This window comes from Arthrobacter sp. NEB 688 (assembly GCF_013201035.1).
In the GTDB taxonomy this organism is placed as follows: Bacteria; Actinomycetota; Actinomycetes; order Actinomycetales; family Dermatophilaceae; genus Phycicoccus.
Genome location: NZ_CP053707.1, coordinates 3,043,552 through 3,067,091, shown reverse-complemented (window position 1 = coordinate 3,067,091; position 23,540 = coordinate 3,043,552). Strand labels below are relative to the sequence as shown.

The following is a 23,540-nucleotide window of genomic DNA, read 5'->3' as shown; positions in this document are numbered from 1 at the left end:
GGTCGGTCCTCGTGAGCGGGCCGGCCGGCCCGCCGCCGACACCAGGAGTCACCGTGCCCGACCTGCGCCCCGCCACCGCCCGCGTCATCGACCTGCTCGACGGGGTCGGCGAGCAGCACCTGTCCGCGCCGACCCCGATGGGCCCCGATGTCACCGGTCTGCTGCACCACCTGACCGGGCTGGCCCTCGCCTTCCGCGACGCCGCGGGCAAGGTCCAGGGCCCGACGACCGGCACGCCACCCGCGCCGGTCGCCAGGCCCCTGCCCGACGGCTGGCGGGCCGATCTCGTCGGCCGGCTGGAGGAGCTCGGGCGGGCGTGGGGCGAGCCGTCGGCCTGGACGGGGATGACCCGCGCGGGCGGGGTGGACCTGCCGGGGGAGGTGTGCGGCCTCGTCGCGCTCGACGAGGTGCTGCTGCACGGGTGGGACCTCGCGGCGGCCACGGGGCAGCCCTACGCGCCGTCGGACGCCGAGGCCGAGGCCGTGCTCCCGATCGTCACCCCGCCGGACGACCCCGAGCGGGCGGCCGCCGAGCGGCGGGGGATGTTCGGGCCGGCGCTCCCGGTGCCGGAGGGGGCGAGTGCCTTCGAGCGGGTGCTGGCCCTCGCCGGGCGCGACCCGGCCTGGGCGCCCCCGGCGCGCTGAGACGCCCCGCCCAAGCCGATGGCGCCCGGCCCCGCTGAGGTGGTCGTGAGGAGGCCGGGCTGTTCTCCGCGTGACCTGCGCTGCTCCGCGTGCGACCGCACCCGGACCTGCGCATCTCGCCCGCAGGACGGCGACGCGGTCGGCGAGCGCGACCAGAGCACAGCATCGGACCGGACGCCGGAGCCTGGCCGGGTGGCCGCGACACGCCACGACATGTGGGTGCGGCGTGCGGTCGGTGGCACCACATATGGTTTCTGTCGCAGCTGGTCCTCGATCCGCCCCCGGGCGGTGAGAGGGGCAAGAGGGAACCCGGTGTGACTCCGGGACTGCCCCGCAGCGGTGAGTGGGAACGACCCCCGTCAGACAGCACTGGGCCTTCGGGCCTGGGAAGCGACGGGCAGTAGGCGGCGCGAGCCGGGCCCACGAGTCCGAAGACCTGCCAGTCGCGCCGTCCCCACCCGGGGGCGGCACCTTTCGCGGTCTCGTGGGACGGCCGACGGAGGGCAGGTGGGTTCCCGGGGGACGGCGCACGACGGCTGCCCACCCGGCGCTCGCGTCGCTCCTCGTCACCCCCCGCGCGGCTCGCGGCAGGCTCATCGAGCTCGCGAGGAGAGAGCATGACCACCACCGCCCAGGGCCCCGCCCCGGCGACCACGACCCCCGACCAGCCGGCCCCGGGGTCCCACCGCACCGCGATGCGCGTGCGCAAGCGCGACGGCGACACCGAGCCCGTCGACGTGACGAAGATCGTCCGCGCCGTCGAGCGGGTGAGCGACGGCCTCGAGGAGGTCGACCCGCTACGCGTCGCGACCCGCACCATCAGCGGCCTCTACGACGGCGCGACGACCGCCGAGCTCGACCGGCTCTCGATCCAGACCGCCGCCGAGCTCATCGGCGAGGAGCCCGAGTACAGCCGCCTCGCGGCGCGGCTGCTCGCCGGCTACGTCGACAAGGAGGTCCGCGGCCACGGCGTCGCGTCCTTCAGCCAGTCGGTCGCGCTCGGGCACGCCGAGGGCCTCATCGGCGACGCGACCGCGGAGTTCGTCGCGGCCAACGCCGTCAAGCTCGACCGCGCCGTCGACCCGGCCAATGACCGGCTCTTCGAGTACTTCGGGCTGCGGACCGTCTGCGACCGCTACCTGCTGCGCCACCCGACGACCCGGCTGGTCCTCGAGACGCCGCAGTACTTCCTCCTGCGCGTCGCGTGCGGGCTCGCGACGAGCACCCGCGAGGCGCTCGAGCTCTACCGGCTGATGGCGCGCCTGGACTACCTGCCGAGCAGCCCGACCCTGTTCAACTCCGGCACCCGCCACACCCAGATGAGCTCCTGCTACCTCGTCGACAGCCCGCGCGACGAGCTCGACTCCATCTACGAGCGCTACCAGCAGGTCGCGCGCCTGTCGAAGTTCGCCGGCGGGATCGGCATCGCGTTCTCCCGGGTCCGGGGCCGCGGCGCCCTCATCCGCGGCACGAACGGGACGAGCAACGGCATCGTCCCGTGGCTGCGGACCCTCGACGCCAGCGTCGCCGCCGTCAACCAGGGTGGCCGCCGCAAGGGCGCCGCCTGCGTCTACCTCGAGCCGTGGCACCCCGACGTCGAGGAGTTCCTCGAGCTGCGCGACAACACCGGCGAGGACGCCCGGCGCACCCACAACCTCAACCTCGCCAACTGGCTGCCGGACGAGTTCCTGCGCCGGGTCGAGGCCGACCAGATGTGGAGCCTCGTCGACCCGAGCGAGGTGCCCGGGCTCACCGACCTCTGGGGCGAGGAGTTCGACGAGGCCTACCGCGCCGCCGAGCGCGAGGGCCGGGTCGTGCGTCAGCTGCCCGCCCGCGAGCTGTGGGGCCGGATGATGCGCACCCTCGCGCAGACCGGCAACGGCTGGATGACCTTCAAGGACGCCGCCAACCGCGCCTGCAACCAGACGGCCGAGGCGGGCCAGGTCGTCCACCTCTCCAACCTGTGCACCGAGATCCTCGAGGTGAGCAGCGACGAGGAGACCGCCGTCTGCAACCTCGGCTCGGTCAACCTCTCGCACCACCTGACCGCCGACCGCACCGACGTCGACTGGGCCCGGCTGCGCACGACCGTCCGGACGGCCGTGACCTTCCTCGACCGCGTCGTCGACGTCAACTACTACCCGAGCGAGCAGGCGGCGGCGTCCAACCCGCGCTGGCGCCCGGTCGGGCTCGGCTACATGGGCCTGCAGGACGTCCTGTTCGCCCTGAGGCTGCCGTTCGACTCGCCCGAGGCGCTCGACCTCTCGACCCGCCTCGCCGAGGAGGTGCTGCTGACCGCCCTCGAGCGCTCGAGCGAGCTCGCCGCCGTCGACGGCCCGCACCCCGCGTTCCGGCGCACCCGGGCCGCCCGCGGCGTCCTCCACCCGGACCACTTCGACGTGACGCCGACCCAGCCGGAGCGCTGGGACCGGTTGCGCGAGAACGTGGCTGCGCACGGGCTGCGCAACAGCCTCGTCGTGGCCATCGCCCCGACGGCGACCATCGCGTCGATCGCCGGGTGCGGCGAGTGCATCGAGCCGCAGGTCTCCAACCTGTTCAAGCGCGAGACGCTCTCGGGCGAGTTCCTCCAGGTCAACGGCCACCTCGTGCGCGAGCTCAAGGCGCGCGGGCTCTGGACGGCCGAGACCCGCGACGCCGTCAAGCGCGCCGAGGGCTCGGTGCAGGGCCTGACCGACCTGCCGCAGGACGTCCGCACGCTCTACCGCACCGCGTGGGAGCTGCCGCAGCGCGCGCTCATCGCGATGGCCGCCGCCCGCCAGCCCTACGTCGACCAGAGCCAGTCGCTCAACCTCTTCATGGCGAGCCCGACCATCGGGAAGCTGTCGTCGATGTACCTCCACGCGTGGAAGTCGGGCCTCAAGACGACGTACTACCTGCGCTCGCGGCCGGCGACCCGCATCCAGCAGGCCACCGTCTCGGACGCGCGGCCGGCCACCGTCCCCACCACCCCCGTCCCGACCGACGAGGAGGCCCTCGCCTGCTCGCTCGAGAACCCCGAGAGCTGCGAGGCCTGCCAGTGACCACCCCCGCCACGACCCCGACCCCCGTCCCCGCCGGCCACGACGCCCCCCGGCTGCTCGACCCCGGCATGAGCCTCACGCTGCGGCCGATGCGCTACCCGCACTTCTACGACCGCTTCCGCGACGCCATCAAGAACACGTGGACGGTCGAGGAGGTCGACCTGCACTCCGACCTCGCGGACCTGCGGCGGCTCAGCGACGCGGAGCAGCACCTCGTCAAGCGCCTCGTCGCGTTCTTCGCGACCGGCGACACGATCGTCGCGAACAACCTCGTGCTCAACCTCTACGAGCACGTCAACGCCCCCGAGGCGCGCCTCTACCTCTCGCGCCAGCTCTTCGAGGAGGCGGTGCACGTGCAGTTCTACCTGACGCTGCTCGACACCTACGTCCCCGACGAGCGCGAGCGGTTCGAGGCCTTCGCGGCCGTCGAGAACATCCCCTCGATCAAGGCCAAGGCGGACTTCTGCTTCCGGTGGATCGACAGCCTCGCCGACCTGCGCAGCCTCGAGACGCGCGAGGACCGGCGGGCCTTCCTGCTCAACCTCGTCTGCTTCGCGGCGTGCATCGAAGGGCTGTTCTTCTACGGCGCCTTCGCCTACGTCTACTTCCTGCGCTCGCGCGGCCTGCTCAACGGCCTGGCGTCCGGGACGAACTGGGTCTTCCGCGACGAGTCGATGCACATGGCGTTCGCCTTCGACGTCTTCGACACCGCCCGGGCCGAGGAGCCGGACCTCGTCGACGACGCCTTCGCCGACGACGTGCGCCGGATGCTCGCCGAGGCCGTCGACGCCGAGGCGCAGTTCGCCGACGACCTGCTCGGGGGAGGGGTGGCCGGGCTGTCGAGCACCGACATGCGCACCTACCTCGAGCACGTCGCCGACCGCCGGCTCGAGCGGCTGGGCATCACGCCGCTCTACGGGTCGCCGAACCCGCTGGCGTTCATGGAGCTGCAGGACGTCCAGGAGCTCTCGAACTTCTTCGAGCGGCGGGTCTCGGCCTACCAGGTCGGGGTCGGCGGGTCGGTGACGTTCGACGACGACTTCTGACCGGCGCGGGGCGGTGCGGGGCGGCGCGGCGGGCCGGACGGTGGTCCGCCGCGCAGCCCCCTCCCGGCTCCCTCCTAGACTCGGCGGCATGGACCCCCGCGCGACGATCGAGGCGATGCTGCGGCCGGACCTGCGGGGCCGGACCGCCTACGGGGCGCCCCAGCTCGAGGTGCCCGTGGCCCTCAACACGAACGAGAACTCCTACCCGGTGCCGGCCGTCGTCGTCGAGGCGATGACCCGCGCGGTCGCCGAGGTCGCCGCCGGCCTCAACCGCTACCCGGACCGCGAGTTCACCGCCCTGCGCACCGACCTCGCGGCCTACCTCGGTCGCAGCGGCACCACCGTCACCGCCGAGCAGGTCTGGGCGGGCAACGGCTCCAACGAGGTGCTGCTGCACCTGCTCCAGGCCTTCGGCGGCCCGGGCCGGGTCGCGCTCGGGTTCACGCCCGCGTACTCGATGCACCCGATCATCACGACGACCACCGGCACGACGTGGGTCGACGGGATGCGGGGCGTCACCGGCGCCGGGGCCTTCGACCTCGACGCCGCGTCCGCCGTCGCGCAGGTGCGCGAGCACCGCCCCGACGTCGTCTTCCTCTGCTCCCCGAACAACCCGACGGGCACCGCCCTCGACCTCGAGACGGTCCGGGCCGTCCACGACGCCACCGACGGGCTCGTCGTCGTCGACGAGGCCTACGCCGAGTTCGCCCGGCCGGGCACGCCGTCGGCCCTCACCCTCCTCGCGGGGCGCCCGCGGCTCGTCGTCACCCGGACGATGAGCAAGGCGTTCGCCCTCGCCGGCGGCCGCCTGGGCTACCTCGCCGCCGACCCCTCGCTCGTCGACGCCCTGCGCCTGGTCCGGATGCCCTACCACCTGTCCTCGCCGACGCAGGCGGTCGCCCGGGCCGCGCTCGCGCACGCCGACCTCATGCTCGAGACCGTCGGCGTGGTCAAGGACCAGCGCGACCGGATCGTCGCCGAGCTCACCGCGCTCGGGCTCGACCCGGTGCCGAGCGACGCCAACTTCGTCCTCTTCGGCGGCCTGCGCGAGAGCCACGCGACGTGGCAGGCGCTGCTGGAGCGGGGTGTCCTCGTCCGGGACGTCGGCATCCCGCACTATCTTCGTGTCACCGCCGGGACGCCCGAGGAGACCACCGCCTTCCTCGACGCCCTGACCGCCCTCGTCCCCACCCACGCTGGAGCAGCCCCGTGAGCACCGCCCAGACCCACCGCACCGCCACGGTGCGCCGGGCCACGTCCGAGAGCACCGTCGAGGTGACCGTCGACCTCGACGGCACCGGCCGCGGCGAGGTGAGCACGGGCGTCCCCTTCTACGACCACATGCTCCTCTCGCTCGCGAAGCACTCCCTGATCGACCTCACCGTCCGCGCGGACGGCGACACCCACGTCGACGCGCACCACACGGTCGAGGACGTCGCGATCGTCCTCGGGCAGGCCGTGCGCGAGGCGCTCGGCGACAAGCGCGGCATCTCGCGCTTCGGCGACGCCACCGTCCCGCTCGACGAGGCGCTCGTCCTCGCCGTCGTCGACGTCGCGGGCCGGCCCTACTGCGTCCACGAGGGCGAGCCGGCCGGCCAGGAGCACGTCGTCATCGGCGGGCACTACGTCGGCTCGCTGACCCGCCACGTCCTGGAGTCCTTCGCGTTCCACGCCCAGGTCGCGCTGCACGTGCGCGTCCTCGCCGGCCGCGACCCGCACCACGTCGTCGAGGCCCAGTTCAAGGCGCTCGCCCGTGCCCTGCGTGCCGCCGTCGCCCGCGACCCGCGGGTCGAGGGCGTCCCGAGCGCGAAGGGTGCGCTCTAACCCCGTGGCCGCCGACGCGCGCCCGAGCGCGGGGCACGGGCTGCTCCTCGTGCGCCGGCCACCCGCCGCGGTCGGCCGGTGGCTGCGCCGCGGGCTCGTCGCGGCGACCGTGGCCCCGCTCGGCCGCTGGACCGGCGTCACCGTCGCCGAGCAGCTCGCCCGCAGCGCCGCCCCGTACGACGTCGCCCTCGAGGTGCTCGCCGCCCGGCCGGTGCCCCGCGCGGCGTGCCCGGCCATCGGGATGTTCGCCCTCGACGGGCGCGCGATCGTCACCCTCCAGCCCGGCGGGGTCCGCCGCACCCAGCACTGGCTCGTCTGGCAGCCGCGCACCGGCGTCGTCGAGACGCCGTCCCTGCCGCGCCTCGGGCTGTCCGCGCTGCTCGGCGCCGCCGGGGCCGGCTCCCGCGGGCCGGACGTCGCCGGGGTGCTGCGCTCCGGCGACGGCGAGCCGCTCGACGTCCTCGTCACCGTGCTCGGCCTGCTCGGGCTGCCCGGCGAGGAGCTCCTCGTGCGGGGCCACTGCACGGGCGCGGCCGACATCGAGCCCGGGGCGCGCGGCGTCCTCGCCTTCGACCGCCTCGTCGCCGACGAGGCGCAGCACCGGGCCGAGTGGGAGGCCGCCTGGGGCGAGCCGGTCCCCGGCCGTGAGCGGGAGGTCCGATGAGCCGCGACGTCGTCGTGCTCGACTACGGGAGCGGCAACATCCGCTCCGCCGTGCGCGCCCTGGAGCACGTGGGCGCCTCGGTCACGCTGACCGGCGACCCCGAGGCCGCGCTGGCCGCCGACGGGCTCTTCGTGCCCGGCGTCGGCAACTTCCACGCCTGCATGGCCGGCCTCGCGGCCGCCCGCGGGCCGCTCATCATCGGCCGTCGGGTCGCCGGCGGGCGCCCGGTCCTCGGGGTGTGCGTCGGGATGCAGGTGCTCTTCGACGGCTCGGCCGAGCCGAGCGGGGCGCCGGTGCCCGGCGTGGGGGAGTGGCCCGGCACGGTGACGCGCCTGCACGCCCCGGTCGTGCCGCACATGGGGTGGTCCGAGGTCGAGGTCCCGGCCGGGAGCGAGCTGTTCGCCGGCGTGGAGTCCGAGCGGTTCTACTTCGTCCACTCCTACGCCGTCCACGACTGGGAGATGCCGCCCCCGGTCGGCGCCTTCGAGGCCGTCGCGCCGAAGGTCACCTGGGCGACCCACGGCGAGCGCTTCGTGGCCGCCGTCGAGAACGGGCCGCTCACCGCGACGCAGTTCCACCCGGAGAAGTCCGGCGAGGCGGGGCTCACCCTCCTCGCCAACTGGGTCCGCTCGCTCTGACGCCGCCTGCCGCCGGACCGCCTGCCCCGTCCCACCGGGCCCCTCCCACCCGGTCCGAGTCCCACGCGTCACGCGCGTATCGGGTCACCCGATACGCCCGCGCCTCACCCCGGAACCGTTCCGGGGTGAGGCGCACCGGTATCGGGTGACCCGATACGCGTGAGGTCCGGGAGGGGGAGGGGCCGCGGGTGGGCGGGGGGCGAGGGGCCCGCCGCCGGACCGGTCGACGGCGTGCCGGCGCCGCCCGGCAGACTGGTCCCCATGAGCGACCAGCCCCGCCTCGAGCTCCTGCCCGCCGTCGACGTCGTCGAGGGGCGGGCCGTCCAGCTCGTCCAGGGCGTCGCCGGCACCGGCGGCGAGTTCGGCGACCCGGTCGAGGCCGCGCTGCGCTGGCAGGAGCAGGGCAGCGAGTGGCTCCACCTGGTCGACCTCGACGCCGCCTTCGGCCGCGGCTCCAACGCCGACCTCCTCGCCGAGATCGTCGGCCGCCTCGACATCCACGTCGAGATGAGCGGCGGCATCCGCGACGAGGAGTCCCTGACCCGGGCCCTGGCCACCGGCTGCCGGCGGGTCAACATCGGCACCGCCGCGCTCGAGGACCCGGAGTGGACGGCCCGCGCGATCGCCGAGCACGGTGACCGGGTGGCCATCGGCCTCGACGTGCGGGGCACGACGCTCGCCGCCCGGGGCTGGACGAGCGAGGGCGGGGACCTCTGGGAGACCCTGGCCCGCCTCGACGCCGAGGGCTGCGCCCGCTACGTCGTCACCGACGTCGCCAAGGACGGGATGATGAAGGGCCCTAACGTCGGCCTGCTGCGCGACGTCTGCGCCCGCACCGACCGCCCGGTCGTCGCGTCCGGCGGCATCTCGACGCTGGACGACATCGCCGACGTCCGGGGCCTGGTCGCCGACGGCGTCGAGGGCGCCATCGTCGGCTCGGCGCTCTACCGCGGCGCGTTCACGCTGCCCGAGGCGCTCGAGGTCGCCGGCCGCCCCTGAGGGCACAGCGGCCGGTTCGTCGGCCGTCGGTCCCGGGTGCGACCATCGGGGACGTGATCTCCCGCTACCGCCGCGTGCTCGCGCTGCCCGCGGTCCGCCGCGCCCTGCTCCTCGGAGTGCTCGTGCGGATGCCGGTCTTCGCCGGCGGGATCGTCATCACCCTCCACGTCGTCTCCGCGCTCGGCCGCACCTACGGGCAGGCGGGCGTCGTCGCCGCGGCCGCGACCCTCGCGATCGCCGTCTCCGGGCCGTGGCGCGGGCGGCTGCTCGACCGCAAGGGCCTGCGCCGGGTCGTGGCGCCGTCGGTCGTCGTCACCGCGGCCTGCTGGTCGGTCGCGCCGTTCGTCGGCTACTGGTGGCTGCTCGGGCTCGCGACCCTCGCCGGCCTGTTCGTCATCCCCTCCTTCAGCATCATCCGGCAGGCCGTCATCGCCGCCGTCCCCGAGCAGGACCGGCGCACCGCCATCTCCCTCGACGCCGTGGCCGTCGAGCTCTCCTTCATGACCGGGCCGGCGCTCGCCGTCTGGGCGGCCGCGACCTGGCGCACCGACCTCGTCCTGCTCGCCGTCCAGGCGGCGGGGGTCCTCGCCGGGGTCCTGCTCTGGGTCGCGAACCCCGTGCTGCGCGAGGACGTCGACCCGGGCGAGCAGCCACAGGCCCCGCCGCCGCGCTCGGCGTGGCTGCGGCCGGGCTTCGTCGTCGTCTGCCTCGGCGCCGCGGCGACCACGCTCGTCCTCGCGGGCACCGACCTCGGTGTCGTCGCCGCGCTGCGCGACCTCGGCCAGCCGGGCGCCATCGGGCCGGTCCTCGCGGTCTGGGGGCTCGGGTCCCTCGTCGGCGGCCTCGTCTACGGCGGGATGCACCGCTCGGTCAGCGCGTTCTGGCTGCTGGGCGGTCTCGCCGTCACCACCGCGCCGCTCGCGCTCGCCGGTGGGGCGTGGACCCTCGGCGGGCTGGCTCTCGTCGCCGGGCTCTTCTGCGCCCCGACCATCACCGCGACCATCGACCAGGTGAGCCGGGCCGTCCCGGCGTCCGCCCGCGGCGAGGCGATGGGCTGGCACGGCTCCTCGATGACCGCCGGCGCCGCGCTCGGCGCGCCGCTCACCGGGTTCGTCATCGACCACTCCGGCTGGGGTGCGGGGTTCGTCGTCGTCGCGGCCGCGGGGGTGCTCGTCGCCCTCGTCGGCAGCGTCGTCACCTCGGGGGCCGCCCGCGGGCGCCGGGCCGCCCGCGCCTCCCGGTCGATGCCCGCACCGGCCCACGAGCCGGTCGCCTCCGGCCGCTCGGTACCGTGACGGGCGTGCCGCACGACCACCCCGCCGCCCCCGACGGCCCCGCCGACTCCGCGGGGACCCCGTGGCGGCGTCGGGAGCTGAGCCCCTCGGGCTTCGAGGCCGACACGGGGGAGGCCGACCCCGCCCTGCGGGTGCTCCTCGCGGCCCCCGGGGACGACGCGGCCCTCATGCGCGCCCTCGAGGGCAGCCGGCTGCTCGTGCCCGTCGTCGCCGAGCCGACCGAGGTCGACGCGAGCGGCCCGCTCGCCGTCGAGGTCGGCGTCGACATGGCGGCGGTGACCCTCGTCGCCCCCGACGGCTCCCGCGCCCTGCCGGTCTTCACCGGCGCCGACTCGCTCGCCGCCTGGGACCCTGCCGCCCGCCCCGTCCCCGTCACCCCGGCCCGGGCGGCGCAGGCCGCGGTCTCTGAGGGCTGCGACGTGCTCGTCGTCGACGTCGCCGGTCCCGGTACCCGGGTCCTGCGCCCGTCGATGCTCTGGGCGCTCGCCCAGGAGCGCGCCTGGGAGCCGGCGCACACCGACCCCTTCGTGGCCCGCTCGGTCGCCGCCGCGCTCGCGCAGGAGGACGCCGTCACCGGCCACGAGGTCGAGGAGGGGACGCCGCACGGCGCGGGCGTCCTCGGGGTCGTCCTGCACCTGCGGCCCGGCCTGGAGGCCGACGAGGTGCGCGCGGTCGCGACCCGGGTGGGGGAGCGGCTCGCGACCGACGGTGAGCTGCGGGCGCGCGTCGACGGGCTCGCCTTCCGCATCGTCTGACCGATTTCGGCCCCGGGGCGGCTGCTGGTAGCCTTGACTGCTGACCGACCGCCTCGTCACGGGGCGGTGTGCAAGAGAAGCCCCGCTTCCACCCGCGTCGACCCCCAGGGTCGCCGGGTTCCCGGTCCGCGACGAGACGTCGTGCGCGCCCGCAGAGGGTGTGCCGCGGCATCCCGTGGTGGGCCGGTCGGAATCGACAGGCTCCTCGCACCCGGCGCGAGGAGCCTTTCTCGTGCCCGGCGGGCACCGATTCGCACGACGTGACGAAGGAGAAGCACATCAGCGAGCCACGCATCAACGACCGCATCCGGGTACCCGAGGTGCGGTTGGTCGGCCCCAACGGCGAGCAGGTCGGCATCGTCCGCGTCGAGGACGCGCTCCGTCTCGCGGCGGAGGCGGACCTCGACCTCGTCGAGGTCGCGCCGATGGCCAAGCCCCCGGTCGCCAAGCTCATGGACTTCGGCAAGTACAAGTACGAAGCCGCCATGAAGGCCCGTGAAGCGCGCAAGAACCAGGTCAACACGGTCATCAAGGAGATCAAGCTCCGCCCGAAGATCGACCCGCACGACTACGGCACCAAGAAGGGCCACGTCGTCCGGTTCCTCGGGGGCGGCGACAAGGTCAAGGTGACGATCATGTTCCGCGGCCGCGAGCAGTCGCGCCCGGAGCTCGGCTTCCGCCTCCTCCAGCGCCTCGCGCAGGACGTCGCGGAGCTCGGCACCGTCGAGTCCCAGCCGAAGCAGGACGGCCGCAACATGGTCATGGTCCTCGCGCCGACGAAGAAGAAGGCGCAGGCGATGGCCGAGCAGCGCAAGAAGCGCGACGACGCCAAGGCCGTCCACCCCGCCGACGAGCCGCTCGACGAGACCCTCTCGGTCGACGAGCCCGCCACCGACGAGGCGGTCGTGACCGAGGGCACCGAGCCCGAGGGCGCCGCGACCGTCGAGGAGACGAGCGCGACGCAGGAGCAGGCCGAGGCGACCCCGGCGGGCGACGAGCCCACCACCGCGGGCTGACCCCCGCCCCCAGCACACCCCATCCCCGACGCACCACCGACGCAAGGAGAGATCGGCACCATGCCGAAGAACAAGACCCACAGCGGCACGAAGAAGCGCTTCCGGATCACCGGCTCGGGCAAGGTCATGCGCGAGCAGGCCGGCCACGTGCACAAGTTCCACGAGAAGACGCCGCAGAAGGCCCGTCGCCTCTCCAAGGACGTCCTCGTCTCGGCTGCCGACGCCCCGAAGATCAAGAAGCTCCTCGGCAAGTGAGCCGACGCACCCCCACCTACTGACGAAGACAAGCAAGGAGAACTCACGTGGCACGCGTGAAGCGGGCGGTCAACGCCCAGAAGAAGCGCCGGGTCGTCCTCGAGCGGGCCAGCGGCTACCGCGGGCAGCGCTCGCGCCTGTACCGCAAGGCCAAGGAGCAGGTCCAGCACAGCCTCGGCTACGCCTACCGCGACCGCCGGGCCCGCAAGGGTGACTTCCGTCGCCTCTGGATCCAGCGGATCAACGCCGCGGCCCGCGCCAACGGCATGACGTACAACCGCTTCATCCAGGGCCTCAAGGCCGCCGAGATCGAGGTCGACCGTCGCATGCTCGCCGAGCTCGCGGTCAACGACGAGGCCGCGTTCACCGCGCTCGTCGAGATCGCGAAGGCCAACCAGCCGGCTCGCGAGCCCGCCAAGGCCTCCGCCTGAGCGACCCCCGAGTGCTGACCAACCCCCGGTCCGACCGGGTCAAGGCGGTCCGCTCGTTGCAGAAGCGGTCGGTGCGACAGCGCACCGGCCGCTTCTGCGTCGAGGGGCCGCAGGGCGTGCGGGAGGCCGTGCGGTACGCCGCCGGCCGCGTCCGCGACGTCTACCTCACCGCCGAGGCCGCCACCCGCTACGCCGACGACATCGTCGCCCCGGCACGCGCCGCGGACCTCTGGCTGCACGAGGTGAGCCCCGAGGTCCTCGCGGAGATGGCCGAGTCCGAGGCGCCCCAGGGCGTCCTCGCCGTCGTCGACGACGCCCCGACGACCCTCGAGACGGTGCTCGCGGCCGGTCCCCGGCTGCTCGTGCTGCTGACCAACGTCCGCGACCCGGGCAACGCCGGCACCGTCATCCGCGGGGCGGACGCCGCCGGCGCGGACGCCGTCCTCGTCAGCGCCTCCTCGGTCGACGTGCTCTCGCCGAAGGTCGTGCGCTCGACCGCCGGCTCGCTCTTCCACCTGCCGGTCGTCACCGGTCTCGAGGTCGAGGCCACCCTCGCCGCGCTGCGCGCCGGGGGCGTCCGCACGCTCGCGGCCGACGGCGCCGGGAGCACTGCGCTGCCCGAGGCCGACCTCGGCGGGCCGCACTGCTGGGTCATGGGCAACGAGGCGTGGGGGCTGCCCGAGGAGACCCGCGCGGCCTGCGACGAGGTCGTCCACGTGCCCATCCACGGGCGGGCCGAGTCGCTCAACCTCGCGATGGCTGCGACGATCTGTCTCTACGCCTCGGCGGGTGTCCTGCCCTCCGCCGGCCTCGGGAGGTAGCGTGCGCCCCATGACGGAGCGGTTCATGGTCCCCGACGACCTGGCCGCCAACGGTCTGGAGTTCCTGCCCGACGGCCTCATCGCCGCGATCGGCCCGGACCGCGTCGTCCGCTTCATGAACAGCCGGGCCGAGCGGATCACCGGTCTGCGCGCCGCCGACGTCATCGGCCGCGACGTCGTCGAGGCGCTGCCGCTGCAGGACCTCGGCGGTGAGCCCTGGTGGGAGCTCGCCTCGCCGTGGGTGGGGCTGGCCACGCGCACCGGGCACCGCGAGCGGCTGCTCGTCCTGCCCAGCGGCCGCGAGCTGCTCGTCACCGCGAAGTACGTCCGCGAGTGGCGCTGCGGCCCCGTCCGCTCGGTCGTCATCGGCGTGCGCGACGCCGAGGGCCGCCGCCGCGCCGAGAAGGAGTCGGCCGCGCTCCTCACGTCCGTCGCCCACGAGCTGCGCTCCCCGCTCACCGGGGTCAAGGGGTTCTCCAGCACGCTGCTGCGCAACTGGGACCGCTTCACCGACGACCAGAAGCGCCTCATGCTCGAGACCATCGAGGCCGACGCCGACCGCGTGACGCGCCTGATCACCGAGCTGCTCGACACCTCGCGGATCGGCACCGGTCGGCTGACCGTCCACGCGCAGCCGCTCGACCTGCGCAGCCGCTTCGACGGGCAGGTCGAGCGCCGGGTGGCCGCCGGGATGGACCGCGGGCAGCTCGAGGTCGAGGTCCAGGAGGGGCTCGACGTCGTCTGGGCCGACCCCGACCGCCTCGAGCAGGTGATGACCAACCTCGTCGACAACGCGCTGCGCCACGGCAAGGGCACGGTGCGCCTGTGCGCCGAGCGCTCCCGCTGGGACGGCCCGGCGGCGGTCGACGTCACGGTGAGCGACGACGGCGACGGCATCGCGCCGCAGCACCGCGAGCTCGTCTTCTCGAGGTTCTGGCAGGCCGGCGCCAAGCACGGCACGGGCCTGGGGCTCTACCTCGTGCGCGGGCTCGTCGAGGCCCACGGCGGCGAGGTCGTCGTCGAGGACGCGCCCGGAGGCGGTGCACGCCTCCGGGCCACGTTCCCCGACGTCGGCTAGCGGCTCAGCGGGCCGCGCTCTCGTGCAGCGGCTGCTCGACGACGGCCTTGTCCTCGTCGGGCGCGCCGGGGATCGGGTCGCCGCCACCGGCACGGACCTTCTCCTCGATGCGCTTGCCGGTCTCGGCGTCGACGTTCGTCCAGTAGACGAAGGCCCGCTCGAGCACGTCCTCGCGGACACCCCCGAGGGCCCCGGCGACGGTCTCGACGAAGCGGTCGCGCTGGGCGTCGTCGAAGACGTCGCGCACGAGCATCCCGGCCTGGGTCCAGTCGTCGTCCTCGGCGTGCAGCGTGTACGCCTGCCGGACCATCTCGCCGTCGGCCTCCCAGCCCTCGGCGACCGTCCCCTGGAACGCGGAGTGCCCGCGGCCCATGCTGTTGGGGACGTACGTCGGGCCGCCCTTGACCTCGTAGGTCATGGCGCCGTCGAAGACGAGGTGGTTGGCCTTCTCCTCGACCTCGGGCAGCGGCCGGTTGACCGGCAGCTGGTGGGCGTTGGTGCCCACACGGGCGCGGTGGGCGTCCGCGTAGGAGAAGACCCGGGCGAGGAGCATCTTGTCGGGCGAGAAGCCGATGCCCGGCACGATGTTGCTCGGCGCGAACGCCGCCTGCTCGATCTGCGCGAAGTGGTTGACCGGGTTCTCGTTCAGCTCGAAGGTGCCCACCTCGATGAGGGGGTAGTCCGAGTGCGGCCAGACCTTGGTCAGGTCGAACGGGTTGTAGCGGTAGTCCTTGGCCTCCGCGTACGGCATCGCCTGGATGAACATCGTCCAGCGCGGGCCGTCGCCCTTCTCGATCGCCTCGAAGAGGTCACGGCGGTGGAAGTCGCTGTCGGCTCCCGAGATGCGCTCGGCCTCCTCGTTCGTGAGGTTCTCGATGCCCTGCTGGGTGTGGAAGTGGAACTTCACCCAGTGCTTCTCACCGGCCTCGTTGCTCAGGAGGTAGGTGTGCGAGCCGTAGCCGTTCATGTGCCGCCAGCTGCGCGGCAGCCCGCGGTCGCCCATGAGGTAGGTGACCTGGTGGGCCGACTCGGGGGAGTTGGTCCAGAAGTCCCACTGCATCGTGCCGTCGCGCAGCCCGGAGTCCGCGAGCCGCTTCTGGCTGCGGATGAAGTGGGGGAACTTCATCGGGTCGCGCAGGAAGAAGACCGGCGTGTTGTTGCCCACGAGGTCCCAGTTGCCCTCCTGCGTGTAGAAGCGCACCGAGAAGCCGCGCACGTCGCGCCAGGTGTCGGGGGAGCCCAGCTCGCCGGCGACGGTCGAGAACCGCGCGAGCGTGCGGCTCGTCGTGCCGGGGCGGAAGACCGCGGCCTTCGTGAAGCGGGTGATGTCGTGGGTGACGGTGAAGGTGCCGAAGGCCCCGGAGCCCTTGGCGTGCGGCTTGCGCTCCGGGATGTTCTCGCGGTTGAAGTGGGCGAGGGTGTCGAGCAGGTGCACGTCGTGCAGCATCAGCGGGCCGTCGGGCGAGAGGCTGAGGCTGTGGGCGTCGCTCTCGGTGGGCGCGCCGTTGGACATCGTCGAGCCGGTGGGCGTGCCGAGGGTGTCGGGGTTCTCGTACGGGTCGTTCGTCATGGGTTCCTCTCGAGGTCGGGTCCTCCGTCTCCATCATCGCCCCGCGGGCCGTCAGGACGGCCGTGAGGGACAGGTGAACTCGCGGTCGATCGGGATGTTCCCCGGATGGCGACGAGGCCTCCGCGGTGACAGAGTGTCCGGGTGACGACGGTGACCCTTGCGCCGTACCGGCGCGTCCTCTCCCGACCGTCGCTGCGGCGCACCCTGCTGCTCGGTGCGTTCTCGCGCCTCGCCCTGTTCGCGACCCCGGTGCTCCTCACCATCCACGTCGTCACCACCCTCGGCCGCAGCTACACGCAGGCCGGCCTGGTCGGCGGCCTCGTGACCGTCGCGATCGCCGTCGGGAGCCCCTGGCGCGGCCGGCTGCTCGACCGTCGCGGCCTGCGCGCGCTCGTCGGCCCGTCCGTCGTCATCTCGGGAGCCTGCTGGACGGCGGCGCCGTTCGTCGGGTACGGGACCCTCCTCGTCCTCGGGACGATCGGCGGGCTCTTCCTCGTGCCCGTCACCTCGATCGTCCGCCAGGCCGTCATGGCCGCGGTGCCCGAGGAGGACCGGCGCACGGCCATCTCGCTCGACTCCGCCGTCCTCGAGCTCGTCTTCATGGTCGCGCCGGCCGCCGGGGTCTGGGCCGCCACGCAGTGGGGGAGCACGGGCGTGCTCTTCGTGGTGCAGGTGCTCGGGGTCGTCACGGGCGCCGTGCTGTGGCTCGTCGACCCCCCCCTGCGCGGCGAGTCCGAGCGCGAGACCCACGCCGCCGGGGTGCCTCGTCGCACCTGGCTCCTCGGGCCCTTCCTGCCCGTCGTCCTCACCGTCCTCGCGACCGCCGTCGTCCTCTCGGGGTCCGACCTCGGGTTCGTCGCCGCGGTCCGGGGCTTCGGCGAGACCGCGGCCCTCGGCCTCGTCATCGTCTTCTGGGGTTTCGGCTCCCTCGTCGGCGGCCTCGTCTACGGGGCCCTGTCCCGCGAGGTCCCGTCGCGCTGGCTCCTGCTCACCCTCGTCGTCGTCACGGCGCCGATGGCCTGGGCCCAGACGCCCCTGCAGCTGGCCGTCCTCGCCCTCGTCGCCGGGCTGCTGTGCGCCCCGACGATCACGGCGACCGTCGACGAGGCCGTCCGCGCCGTCCCCGTGCGGGTGCGCGGCGAGGCGATGGGCTGGCACGGCTCGGCCCTGACCGGCGGTGGCGCCCTCGGCGCGCCGCTGGCCGGCTACGCGGCCGACCACTACGGGCCCTCGAGCGGGTTCGTCGTCGTCGCGGCGGTGGGGCTGCTCGTCGTCGTGCTCGTCTCGGTGTGGCCGGGCCGCCGGACGGCCGCGGTCGAGATGCCCTCGCCGGCGGCGGAGCGCTCGGCGCACTGAGCGCCCCTGCGGCTAGGGTGGGCTCGTGACCAACGCTCCGCTGCGATTTACCGGGCCCTCGGGCCCGGTGTCGCGCGCGTCCTGAGCGCCGTACCCCGCAGCCGGTCCTCGCGACCGGCTCCCGCGCCCGGGGGCACGACCCCGTCCAGCCACCGGCGCGCCGCTCCCTAGACTCGGTGCCGCCGACCCCGACCGACGTGGAAGCAGACAGATGTCCGGACCCAACACCAGCTACGACCCCGTCGAGGTCGCCGCGCTCGACCCCGCCACCATCGACGCCGCCGTCGAGGCGGCGCTCGCCGGCGCCGCCGGTGCGAGCAGCCTCGAGGAGCTCAAGGCCGTCCGCGGCGCGCACCAGGGCGACAAGAGCCCGCTCGCCCTCGCCAACCGCGAGATCGGTGCGCTGCCGCCGAGCGCGAAGGCCGAGGCCGGCAAGCGCGTCGGCCAGGCCCGCGGCCGCGTCGGGCAGGCCTTCACGGCCCGCCAGGCCGAGCTCGAGGCCGAGCGCGACGAGCGCATCCTCGTCGAGGAGGCCGTCGACGTCACGCTGCCCACCGGCCGCCGCCCGCTCGGGCGCCGCCACCCCATCGAGCTGATGTCGCAGCGCATCGCCGACCTCTTCGTCGGGATGGGCTGGGAGGTCGCCGAGGGCCCGGAGATCGAGGCGGAGTGGTTCAACTTCGACGCCCTGAACTTCGACGCCGACCACCCGGCGCGCCAGATGCAGGACACGTTCTACGTCGACCCGCCGCAGGACGGCCTCGTCCTGCGCACCCACACCTCGCCGGTCCAGGCCCGCACGCTCCTCGAGCGCGGCGTCCCCGTGTACGTCGCGGCCATCGGGCGGGTCTTCCGCACCGACGAGCTCGACGCCACGCACATGCCGGCCTTCCACCAGGTCGAGGGCCTCGCCGTCGACGAGGGCATCACGATGGCCCACCTCAAGGGCACCCTCGACCGGCTCGCCGCCGAGCTCTTCGGCGACGGCATCACCACGCGCCTGCGCCCGTCGTTCTTCCCCTTCACCGAGCCGAGCGCCGAGATGGACCTGCGCTGCTTCGTGTGCCGCGGCGAGGACCCGGACTGCCGCACCTGCAAGGGCACGGGCTGGATCGAGTGGGGCGGCTGCGGGATGGTCAACCGCAACGTGCTGCTCGCCTGCGGGGTCGACCCCGACCGCTACACGGGGTTCGCGTTCGGCATGGGGGTCGACCGCGCGCTGATGTTCCGCACGGGGGTCAGCGACATGCGCGACATGATCGAGGGTGACGTGCGCTTCGACGCGCAGTTCGGGATGGAGATCTGATGCGGGTTCCGGTCGAGTGGCTGCGCGAGTACGTCGCGGTCCCGCAGGAGGCGCGCGGTCTCGACATCGCCGCCTCGCTCGTCTCCGTCGGGCTCGAGGAGGAGGGGCTGCACGGGGGCGGCGTCACCGGCCCCCTCGTCGTCGGGCGCGTGCTCACGCTCGAGAAGGAGCCGCAGAAGAACGGCAAGACGATCAACTGGTGCTCGGTCGACGTCGGGTCGGCCAACGGCACCGGCGAGCCCCAGGGCATCGTCTGCGGCGCCCACAACTTCGAGGCCGGCGACCTCGTCGTCGTCATCCTGCCCGGCGGGGTGCTGCCCACGCCGCAGGGCCCGCTCGAGGTCTCGGCCCGCAGGACCTACGGCCACGTCTCGGCCGGGATGATCTGCTCCGAGCGCGAGCTCGGCCTCGGCGAGGACCACGACGGCATCATCGTGCTGACCCGCCGCTACGCCGACGACCCGGCGATGCTCGAGCGCTGCGTCCCCGGCGCCGACGCCATCGCCCTGCTGGGCCTGGACCGCGAGACGGTCGAGGTCAACGTCACGCCCGACCGCGGGTACTGCTTCTCGGTCCGCGGCGTAGCCCGCGAGTACGGCCACGCGACGGGTGCCGCGTTCACCGACCCCGTGACGGCGCTCGCCGCCGCGGCGCCGGCCGGCGGCCCGGGCGGGTACCCCGTCGAGCTCGCCGACGAAGCCCCGATCCGCGGCCGGGCGGGCTGCGACCGGTTCGTCGCGCGCGTCGTGCGCGGCATCGACACCACCGCGCCCAGCCCTGCCTGGCTGCGGGCCCGGCTCACCGAGGCCGGGATGCGCCCGATCTCGCTGGCCGTCGACGTGACGAACTACGTGATGCTGGGCCTCGGCCAGCCGCTGCACGCCTACGACCTCGCCCGCCTCGGCGAGCGGATCGTCGTGCGGCGCGCCCGGGCCGGTGAGCGGATGACCACCCTCGACGACGTCGAGCGCACCCTCACGCCCGAGGACCTGCTCATCACCGACGGCGGCGAGGTGCCGATCGGCATCGCCGGCGTCATGGGCGGCGCCTCGACCGAGGTGTCGGCCTCCACGACCGACGTGCTCATCGAGGCCGCGCACTTCGACCCGGTGTCGATCGCCCGGTCCGCCCGCCGGCACCGCCTGCCGTCCGAGGCCTCGCGCCGGTTCGAGCGCGGGGTCGACCCGCTGCTGCCGCCCGCCGCGGTCCAGCTGGCCGTCGAGCTCCTCGTCCGCCACGGCGGCGGCACGCCGGACGACGCCGTGACCGACGTCGGGACGGTGGCCGAGCCGGCCGCCGTGACCATGCCGGTGTCCTTCCCGAGCCGGATCGTCGGCGTCGACTACGAGGCGGCGACGGTCGTCGAGGTGCTCGAGCAGATCGGCTGCCGCGTGGCGGTGGCTGGCGACGTGCTGACGGTCGTGCCCCCGACCTGGCGCCCGGACCTCACGAGCGCCGAGGACCTCGTCGAGGAGGTCGCCCGCATCCACGGCTACGACCGCATCCCGTCGGTCCTGCCGACCCCGCCCGGCGGCTCCGGCCTCACCCACGCCCAGCGGGTGCGGCGCACCGTCGCCGACCTGCTCGCCGCGCAGGGGCTCTCCGAGGTGTGGGGCGCGCCGTTCGTCGGCGAGGACCGCTGGAGCGCGCTCGGGCTCGACGTCGCCGCCGAGTCGGCGCGCACCGTGCGCATCGCCAACCCACTCTCGGACGAGCAGCCGTGGATGCGCACGTCGCTCGTCTCGACGATGGTGGACGCGCTGCGCCGCAACGTCTCCCGTGGTGCCAAGGACGTGGCGCTCTTCGAGCTCGGGCTCGTCACCGCCCTGACCGGGTCGCGACAGGCCGCCCCCACGGAGGACGTCGGCGTGCACCCGTCCGAGGAGACGCTGGCTACCATCCGCGCCGCGGTTCCGCCGCAGCCGCGCCACCTCGCCGTGCTCCTCGCGGGCGACCGCGACCGCGCCGGCTGGTGGGGCGCCGGGCGCCGGGCCGAGGTGTTCGACGTCCTCGAGCTCGTCGACGCGGTGGCTGCGGCCCTCGGCGTCGAGGTCGTCGTCACCGCCGACGCCGCGATGCCGTGGCACCCCGGCCGGTGCGCGCGCGTGTCGCTCGCCGACGGGACGGTCCTCGGCCACGTCGGCGAGCTGCACCCCAAGGTGGTCGCGGCGCTCGGGCTCCCGGCTCGCACGGTCGGCGGCGAGCTCGACCTCGACGCGCTGACCCGCGCGGCCGACCGCACGGCGACGGCGACCACGCTCGCCACCTACCCGATGGCGCAGAGCGACGTCGCGCTCGTCGTCGACGCGACGGTGCCGGCCGCCGACGTGCACGAGGCCCTCGTCGCGGGCGGGGGTGACCTCCTCGAGGAGGTGCGCCTCTTCGACGTCTACGAGGGCGACCAGGTCGGGGAGGGTCGGCGCTCGCTGGCCTACCGCCTGACCTTCCGCAGCCGCGAGCGGACGATGACGACCGACGAGGTGTCCGCGCTGCGCGACGCCGCGGTCGCCGAGGCCGCGCGCGTCCACGGGGCGGTGCAGCGGGCGTGACCGACGTCCTCGACGAGCCGGTCGACGACGACGGCGACGTGACCCCCGAGCCGGACACCGAGGTGGAGGCCGGCCGGGGTGGGCACCTCGTCGCCGTCGTCACCGGTGCCTCGCGGGGCATCGGCCGGGCCGTCGCCGACGCGCTCGAGGACGCCGGCTGGGTCGTCGAGCGCGGGTCGTCGGCCGTCGCGCCGGTCACCGACCGGACGGCGGTGCAGGAGTGGGTCGCCGACGTCGTCGAGCGGCAGGGCCGCATCGACCTGCTCGTCAACAACGCCGGGGTCATCGACACCGAGGTCGACCTCTTCGCCTCCGACCCCGACGAGTGGTGGCGCACGGTCGAGGTCAACGTCCTCGGGGCCTACCTCGTGACGTGGGCGGTCGCGCCGCACCTGCTGTCGGCCGGTGGTGGCCGGGTCGTCAACCTCAACTCGGGCGCCGGCCGGCGCGCCGGCGCCGAGGCCAGCGCCTACAACGTGAGCAAGACGGCGCTGGCCCGCATCACGGGGTCGACCCACCTCGCCGGGTGGGAGCGGGGCATCCGCGCCTTCGACCTCATGCCGGGCGTCGTGCGCACCGACATGACCGAGGCGATGGAGGCGCACGTCGGGCGCACCGAGTGGACCGCGCCCGAGGAGGTCACGGCCCTCGTGCTGGCCCTCGCCTCGGGCGAGCTCGACGCGTTCTCCGGGCGCTTCGTGCGGGCCGGCGTCGACACCCCGGCCTCGCTGCGGGCGATGGCCGAGCGCGGGCTGGAGCCGGGGGAGCGGATGCTCGACCTCGTCCTGCGTCCCGACGACCCCCTGGCCTGACGCGCCGCGGCCGACCGGGCGTCGGTCCCGGGACGCCCCGACCGGTCCCGTGCAGAAACTGACGAAGGTGTCGAATCCCGCACGCCGGTGCGCGCCGGTGAGGGTCGGTGCGTGCACGAACTGACGAAAGTGTCGATTCCTGTACGCCGGTGCGCGCCGGTGCGTGCACGAACTGACGAAAGTGTCGATTTCTGCACGCCCGCCCGGCCGACGCTCGGCGACATCCCCGCACGTGCGGGCTTTTCGTGGTCGGGCGACGGTGCGGACAGCGGAAACCGCGCACGTGCGGGCTTTTCGTGGTCGGGCGACGGTCCGGACAGCGACAACCCCGCACGTGCGGGGTCGGCGGGCGGGCGGCGTGTGCATGGATGTACCGACTCCTGTATGGTCATGCACATGACGCAGCGTGTCGCCGTCGCCGGAGCGAGCGGGTACGCCGGGGGAGAGGTCCTCCGGCTCCTCCTCGCGCACCCCGATCTCGAGGTCGGCGCGGTCACCGCCGCCGGCAACGCGGGCCAGCCCCTCGGGACCATCCACCCGCACCTGACGCCGCTGGCCGACCGGGTGCTCGACGAGACGACGGTCGAGGTCCTCGCCGGACACGACGCCGTCGTCCTCGCCCTGCCGCACGGGCACTCCGCGGCCCTGGCCGCCGCCCTGCCGGACGAGGTGGTCGTCGTCGACTGCGGCGCCGACTTCCGGCTGCGCGACGCCACGGCGTGGACCACCTTCTACGACACCCCGCACGCCGGGTCCTGGCCCTACGGGATGCCCGAGCTGCCGACCGCCGACGGTCCGCAGCGCGCCGCCCTCGCCGACGCCACGCGCATCGCGGTGCCCGGTTGCTACCCGACGGCCGTGTCGCTCGCCCTCGCCCCCGGCCTCGTCGCGGGCGTCCTCGAGCCGGCGGACATCACCGTCGTCGCGGCCTCGGGCACCTCGGGCGCCGGCAAGTCGCTCAAGCCCCACCTGCTCGGCTCCGAGGTGATGGGCGCGATGTCTCCCTACGGCGTCGGCGGCGTGCACCGGCACACCCCCGAGATCGAGCAGAACCTCACGGCCTGCGGCGCGGGCGAGGTGACCGTCTCCTTCACGCCGACGCTCGCCCCGATGCCCCGCGGCATCCTCGCGACGGCCACGGCCCGCGCGGTCCCCGGCGTCACCGCGGCGTCCGTCCGGGCGGCGTGGGAGGCGGCCTACGCCGACGAGCCCTTCGTGCACCTGCTGCCGGAGGGGCGCTGGCCGAGCACGGCGAGCGTCCTCGGCAGCAACTGCGTCCACCTCCAGGTCGTCCTCGACGAGCGCGTCGGACGCGTCGTCGTCGTCGCGGCCGTCGACAACCTCACGAAGGGCACCGCGGGCGCCGCCGTCCAGTGCCTCAACCTGGCGCTCGGGCTCCCCGAGACGACCGGGCTGCCCGTGGCGGGGGTGGCCCCGTGA

The 23,540-nt window shown here is 74.5% G+C and carries 21 protein-coding genes and 1 riboswitch; of the genes, 20 read left to right on the top strand and 1 reads right to left on the bottom strand.

Features of this window, described 5'->3' with window-relative positions:
* Positions 1–53 precede the first annotated feature (53 nt).
* From HL663_RS14410 to HL663_RS14340, 15 genes are all read left to right on the top strand, one after another.
* Positions 54–644, top strand: coding sequence for a TIGR03086 family metal-binding protein (locus HL663_RS14410; RefSeq protein WP_173029013.1), 591 nt, complete (start codon positions 54–56; stop codon positions 642–644).
* Between the two features lie 247 nt (positions 645–891).
* Positions 892–1,102: riboswitch (cobalamin riboswitch) on the top strand.
* A gap of 159 nt (positions 1,103–1,261) precedes the next feature.
* Entirely contained in the window at positions 1,262–3,685 is a 2,424-nt protein-coding gene (locus HL663_RS14405; protein ID WP_173029012.1) for a ribonucleoside-diphosphate reductase subunit alpha, read from the top strand.
* Positions 3,682–4,731, top strand: a complete 1,050-nt coding sequence (locus HL663_RS14400; protein WP_286175657.1) for a ribonucleotide-diphosphate reductase subunit beta — start codon at positions 3,682–3,684, stop codon at positions 4,729–4,731. The genes HL663_RS14405 and HL663_RS14400 overlap by 4 nt, the downstream gene beginning before the upstream one ends.
* 88 nt (positions 4,732–4,819) lie before the next feature.
* On the top strand, positions 4,820–5,944 hold the full coding sequence (locus tag HL663_RS14395) for a histidinol-phosphate transaminase (RefSeq protein WP_173029011.1): 1,125 nt from the start codon (positions 4,820–4,822) through the stop codon (positions 5,942–5,944).
* A complete protein-coding gene (hisB, locus tag HL663_RS14390) occupies positions 5,941–6,555 on the top strand; it encodes an imidazoleglycerol-phosphate dehydratase HisB (RefSeq protein ID WP_173029010.1) in 615 nt (204 codons plus the stop codon). Before HL663_RS14395 ends, hisB begins: the two co-directional genes overlap by 4 nt.
* 4 nt (positions 6,556–6,559) lie before the next feature.
* A complete protein-coding gene (locus tag HL663_RS14385) occupies positions 6,560–7,219 on the top strand; it encodes a hypothetical protein (RefSeq protein ID WP_173029009.1) in 660 nt (219 codons plus the stop codon).
* Complete coding sequence (gene hisH, locus HL663_RS14380) at positions 7,216–7,857, top strand: imidazole glycerol phosphate synthase subunit HisH (protein ID WP_173029008.1); 642 nt, start codon at positions 7,216–7,218, stop codon at positions 7,855–7,857. The genes HL663_RS14385 and hisH overlap by 4 nt, the downstream gene beginning before the upstream one ends.
* 261 nt (positions 7,858–8,118) lie before the next feature.
* Positions 8,119–8,856, top strand: a complete 738-nt coding sequence (gene priA, locus HL663_RS14375) for a bifunctional 1-(5-phosphoribosyl)-5-((5-phosphoribosylamino)methylideneamino)imidazole-4-carboxamide isomerase/phosphoribosylanthranilate isomerase PriA (protein WP_173029007.1) — start codon at positions 8,119–8,121, stop codon at positions 8,854–8,856.
* Between the two features lie 53 nt (positions 8,857–8,909).
* Entirely contained in the window at positions 8,910–10,151 is a 1,242-nt protein-coding gene (locus tag HL663_RS14370; RefSeq protein ID WP_286175654.1) for an MFS transporter, read from the top strand.
* A 5-nt stretch (positions 10,152–10,156) separates the two neighbouring features.
* Positions 10,157–10,906 carry an SseB family protein gene (locus HL663_RS14365; protein ID WP_286175652.1) on the top strand — a complete coding sequence of 250 codons (750 nt, stop codon included), beginning with the start codon at positions 10,157–10,159 and terminating at the stop codon, positions 10,904–10,906.
* 260 nt (positions 10,907–11,166) lie between these two features.
* Positions 11,167–11,922: a translation initiation factor IF-3 gene (gene infC / locus HL663_RS14360; protein WP_286175651.1), complete on the top strand. Its 756-nt coding sequence runs from the start codon at positions 11,167–11,169 to the stop codon at positions 11,920–11,922.
* Positions 11,923–11,982: 60 nt separating this feature from the next.
* Positions 11,983–12,177, top strand: coding sequence for a 50S ribosomal protein L35 (rpmI, locus tag HL663_RS14355; RefSeq protein ID WP_173029005.1), 195 nt, complete (start codon positions 11,983–11,985; stop codon positions 12,175–12,177).
* Positions 12,178–12,224: 47 nt separating this feature from the next.
* Positions 12,225–12,608: a 50S ribosomal protein L20 gene (gene rplT / locus HL663_RS14350; RefSeq protein ID WP_173029004.1), complete on the top strand. Its 384-nt coding sequence runs from the start codon at positions 12,225–12,227 to the stop codon at positions 12,606–12,608.
* 11 nt (positions 12,609–12,619) lie between these two features.
* Positions 12,620–13,429 (top strand): TrmH family RNA methyltransferase, encoded by an 810-nt coding sequence (locus tag HL663_RS14345; protein ID WP_173029003.1) that lies wholly within the window; start codon positions 12,620–12,622, stop codon positions 13,427–13,429.
* A gap of 10 nt (positions 13,430–13,439) precedes the next feature.
* A complete protein-coding gene (locus HL663_RS14340) occupies positions 13,440–14,507 on the top strand; it encodes a sensor histidine kinase (protein WP_173029002.1) in 1,068 nt (355 codons plus the stop codon).
* 4 nt (positions 14,508–14,511) lie between these two features.
* Here HL663_RS14340 and HL663_RS14335 read toward each other — a convergent pair whose 3' ends face one another.
* Positions 14,512–16,077, bottom strand: a complete 1,566-nt coding sequence (locus tag HL663_RS14335) for a catalase (protein WP_173029001.1) — start codon at positions 16,075–16,077, stop codon at positions 14,512–14,514.
* 141 nt (positions 16,078–16,218) lie between these two features.
* Here HL663_RS14335 and HL663_RS14330 point away from each other — a divergent pair, with 141 nt between their 5' ends.
* The 5 genes from HL663_RS14330 (at position 16,219) to argC (ending at position 23,540) form a co-directional block, all read left to right on the top strand.
* On the top strand, positions 16,219–17,433 hold the full coding sequence (locus HL663_RS14330; RefSeq protein ID WP_173029000.1) for an MFS transporter: 1,215 nt from the start codon (positions 16,219–16,221) through the stop codon (positions 17,431–17,433).
* Positions 17,434–17,644: 211 nt separating this feature from the next.
* Complete coding sequence (pheS, locus tag HL663_RS14325; protein WP_173028999.1) at positions 17,645–18,739, top strand: phenylalanine--tRNA ligase subunit alpha; 1,095 nt, start codon at positions 17,645–17,647, stop codon at positions 18,737–18,739.
* The gene (pheT, locus tag HL663_RS14320; protein WP_173028998.1) at positions 18,739–21,288 is read left to right on the top strand and encodes a phenylalanine--tRNA ligase subunit beta; all 2,550 of its coding nucleotides are present in this window, start codon (positions 18,739–18,741) and stop codon (positions 21,286–21,288) included. Before pheS ends, pheT begins: the two co-directional genes overlap by 1 nt.
* Entirely contained in the window at positions 21,285–22,100 is an 816-nt protein-coding gene (locus HL663_RS14315; protein ID WP_286175648.1) for an SDR family oxidoreductase, read from the top strand. The genes pheT and HL663_RS14315 overlap by 4 nt, the downstream gene beginning before the upstream one ends.
* Before the next feature lie 396 nt (positions 22,101–22,496).
* A complete protein-coding gene (argC, locus tag HL663_RS14310; RefSeq protein WP_173028997.1) occupies positions 22,497–23,540 on the top strand; it encodes an N-acetyl-gamma-glutamyl-phosphate reductase in 1,044 nt (347 codons plus the stop codon).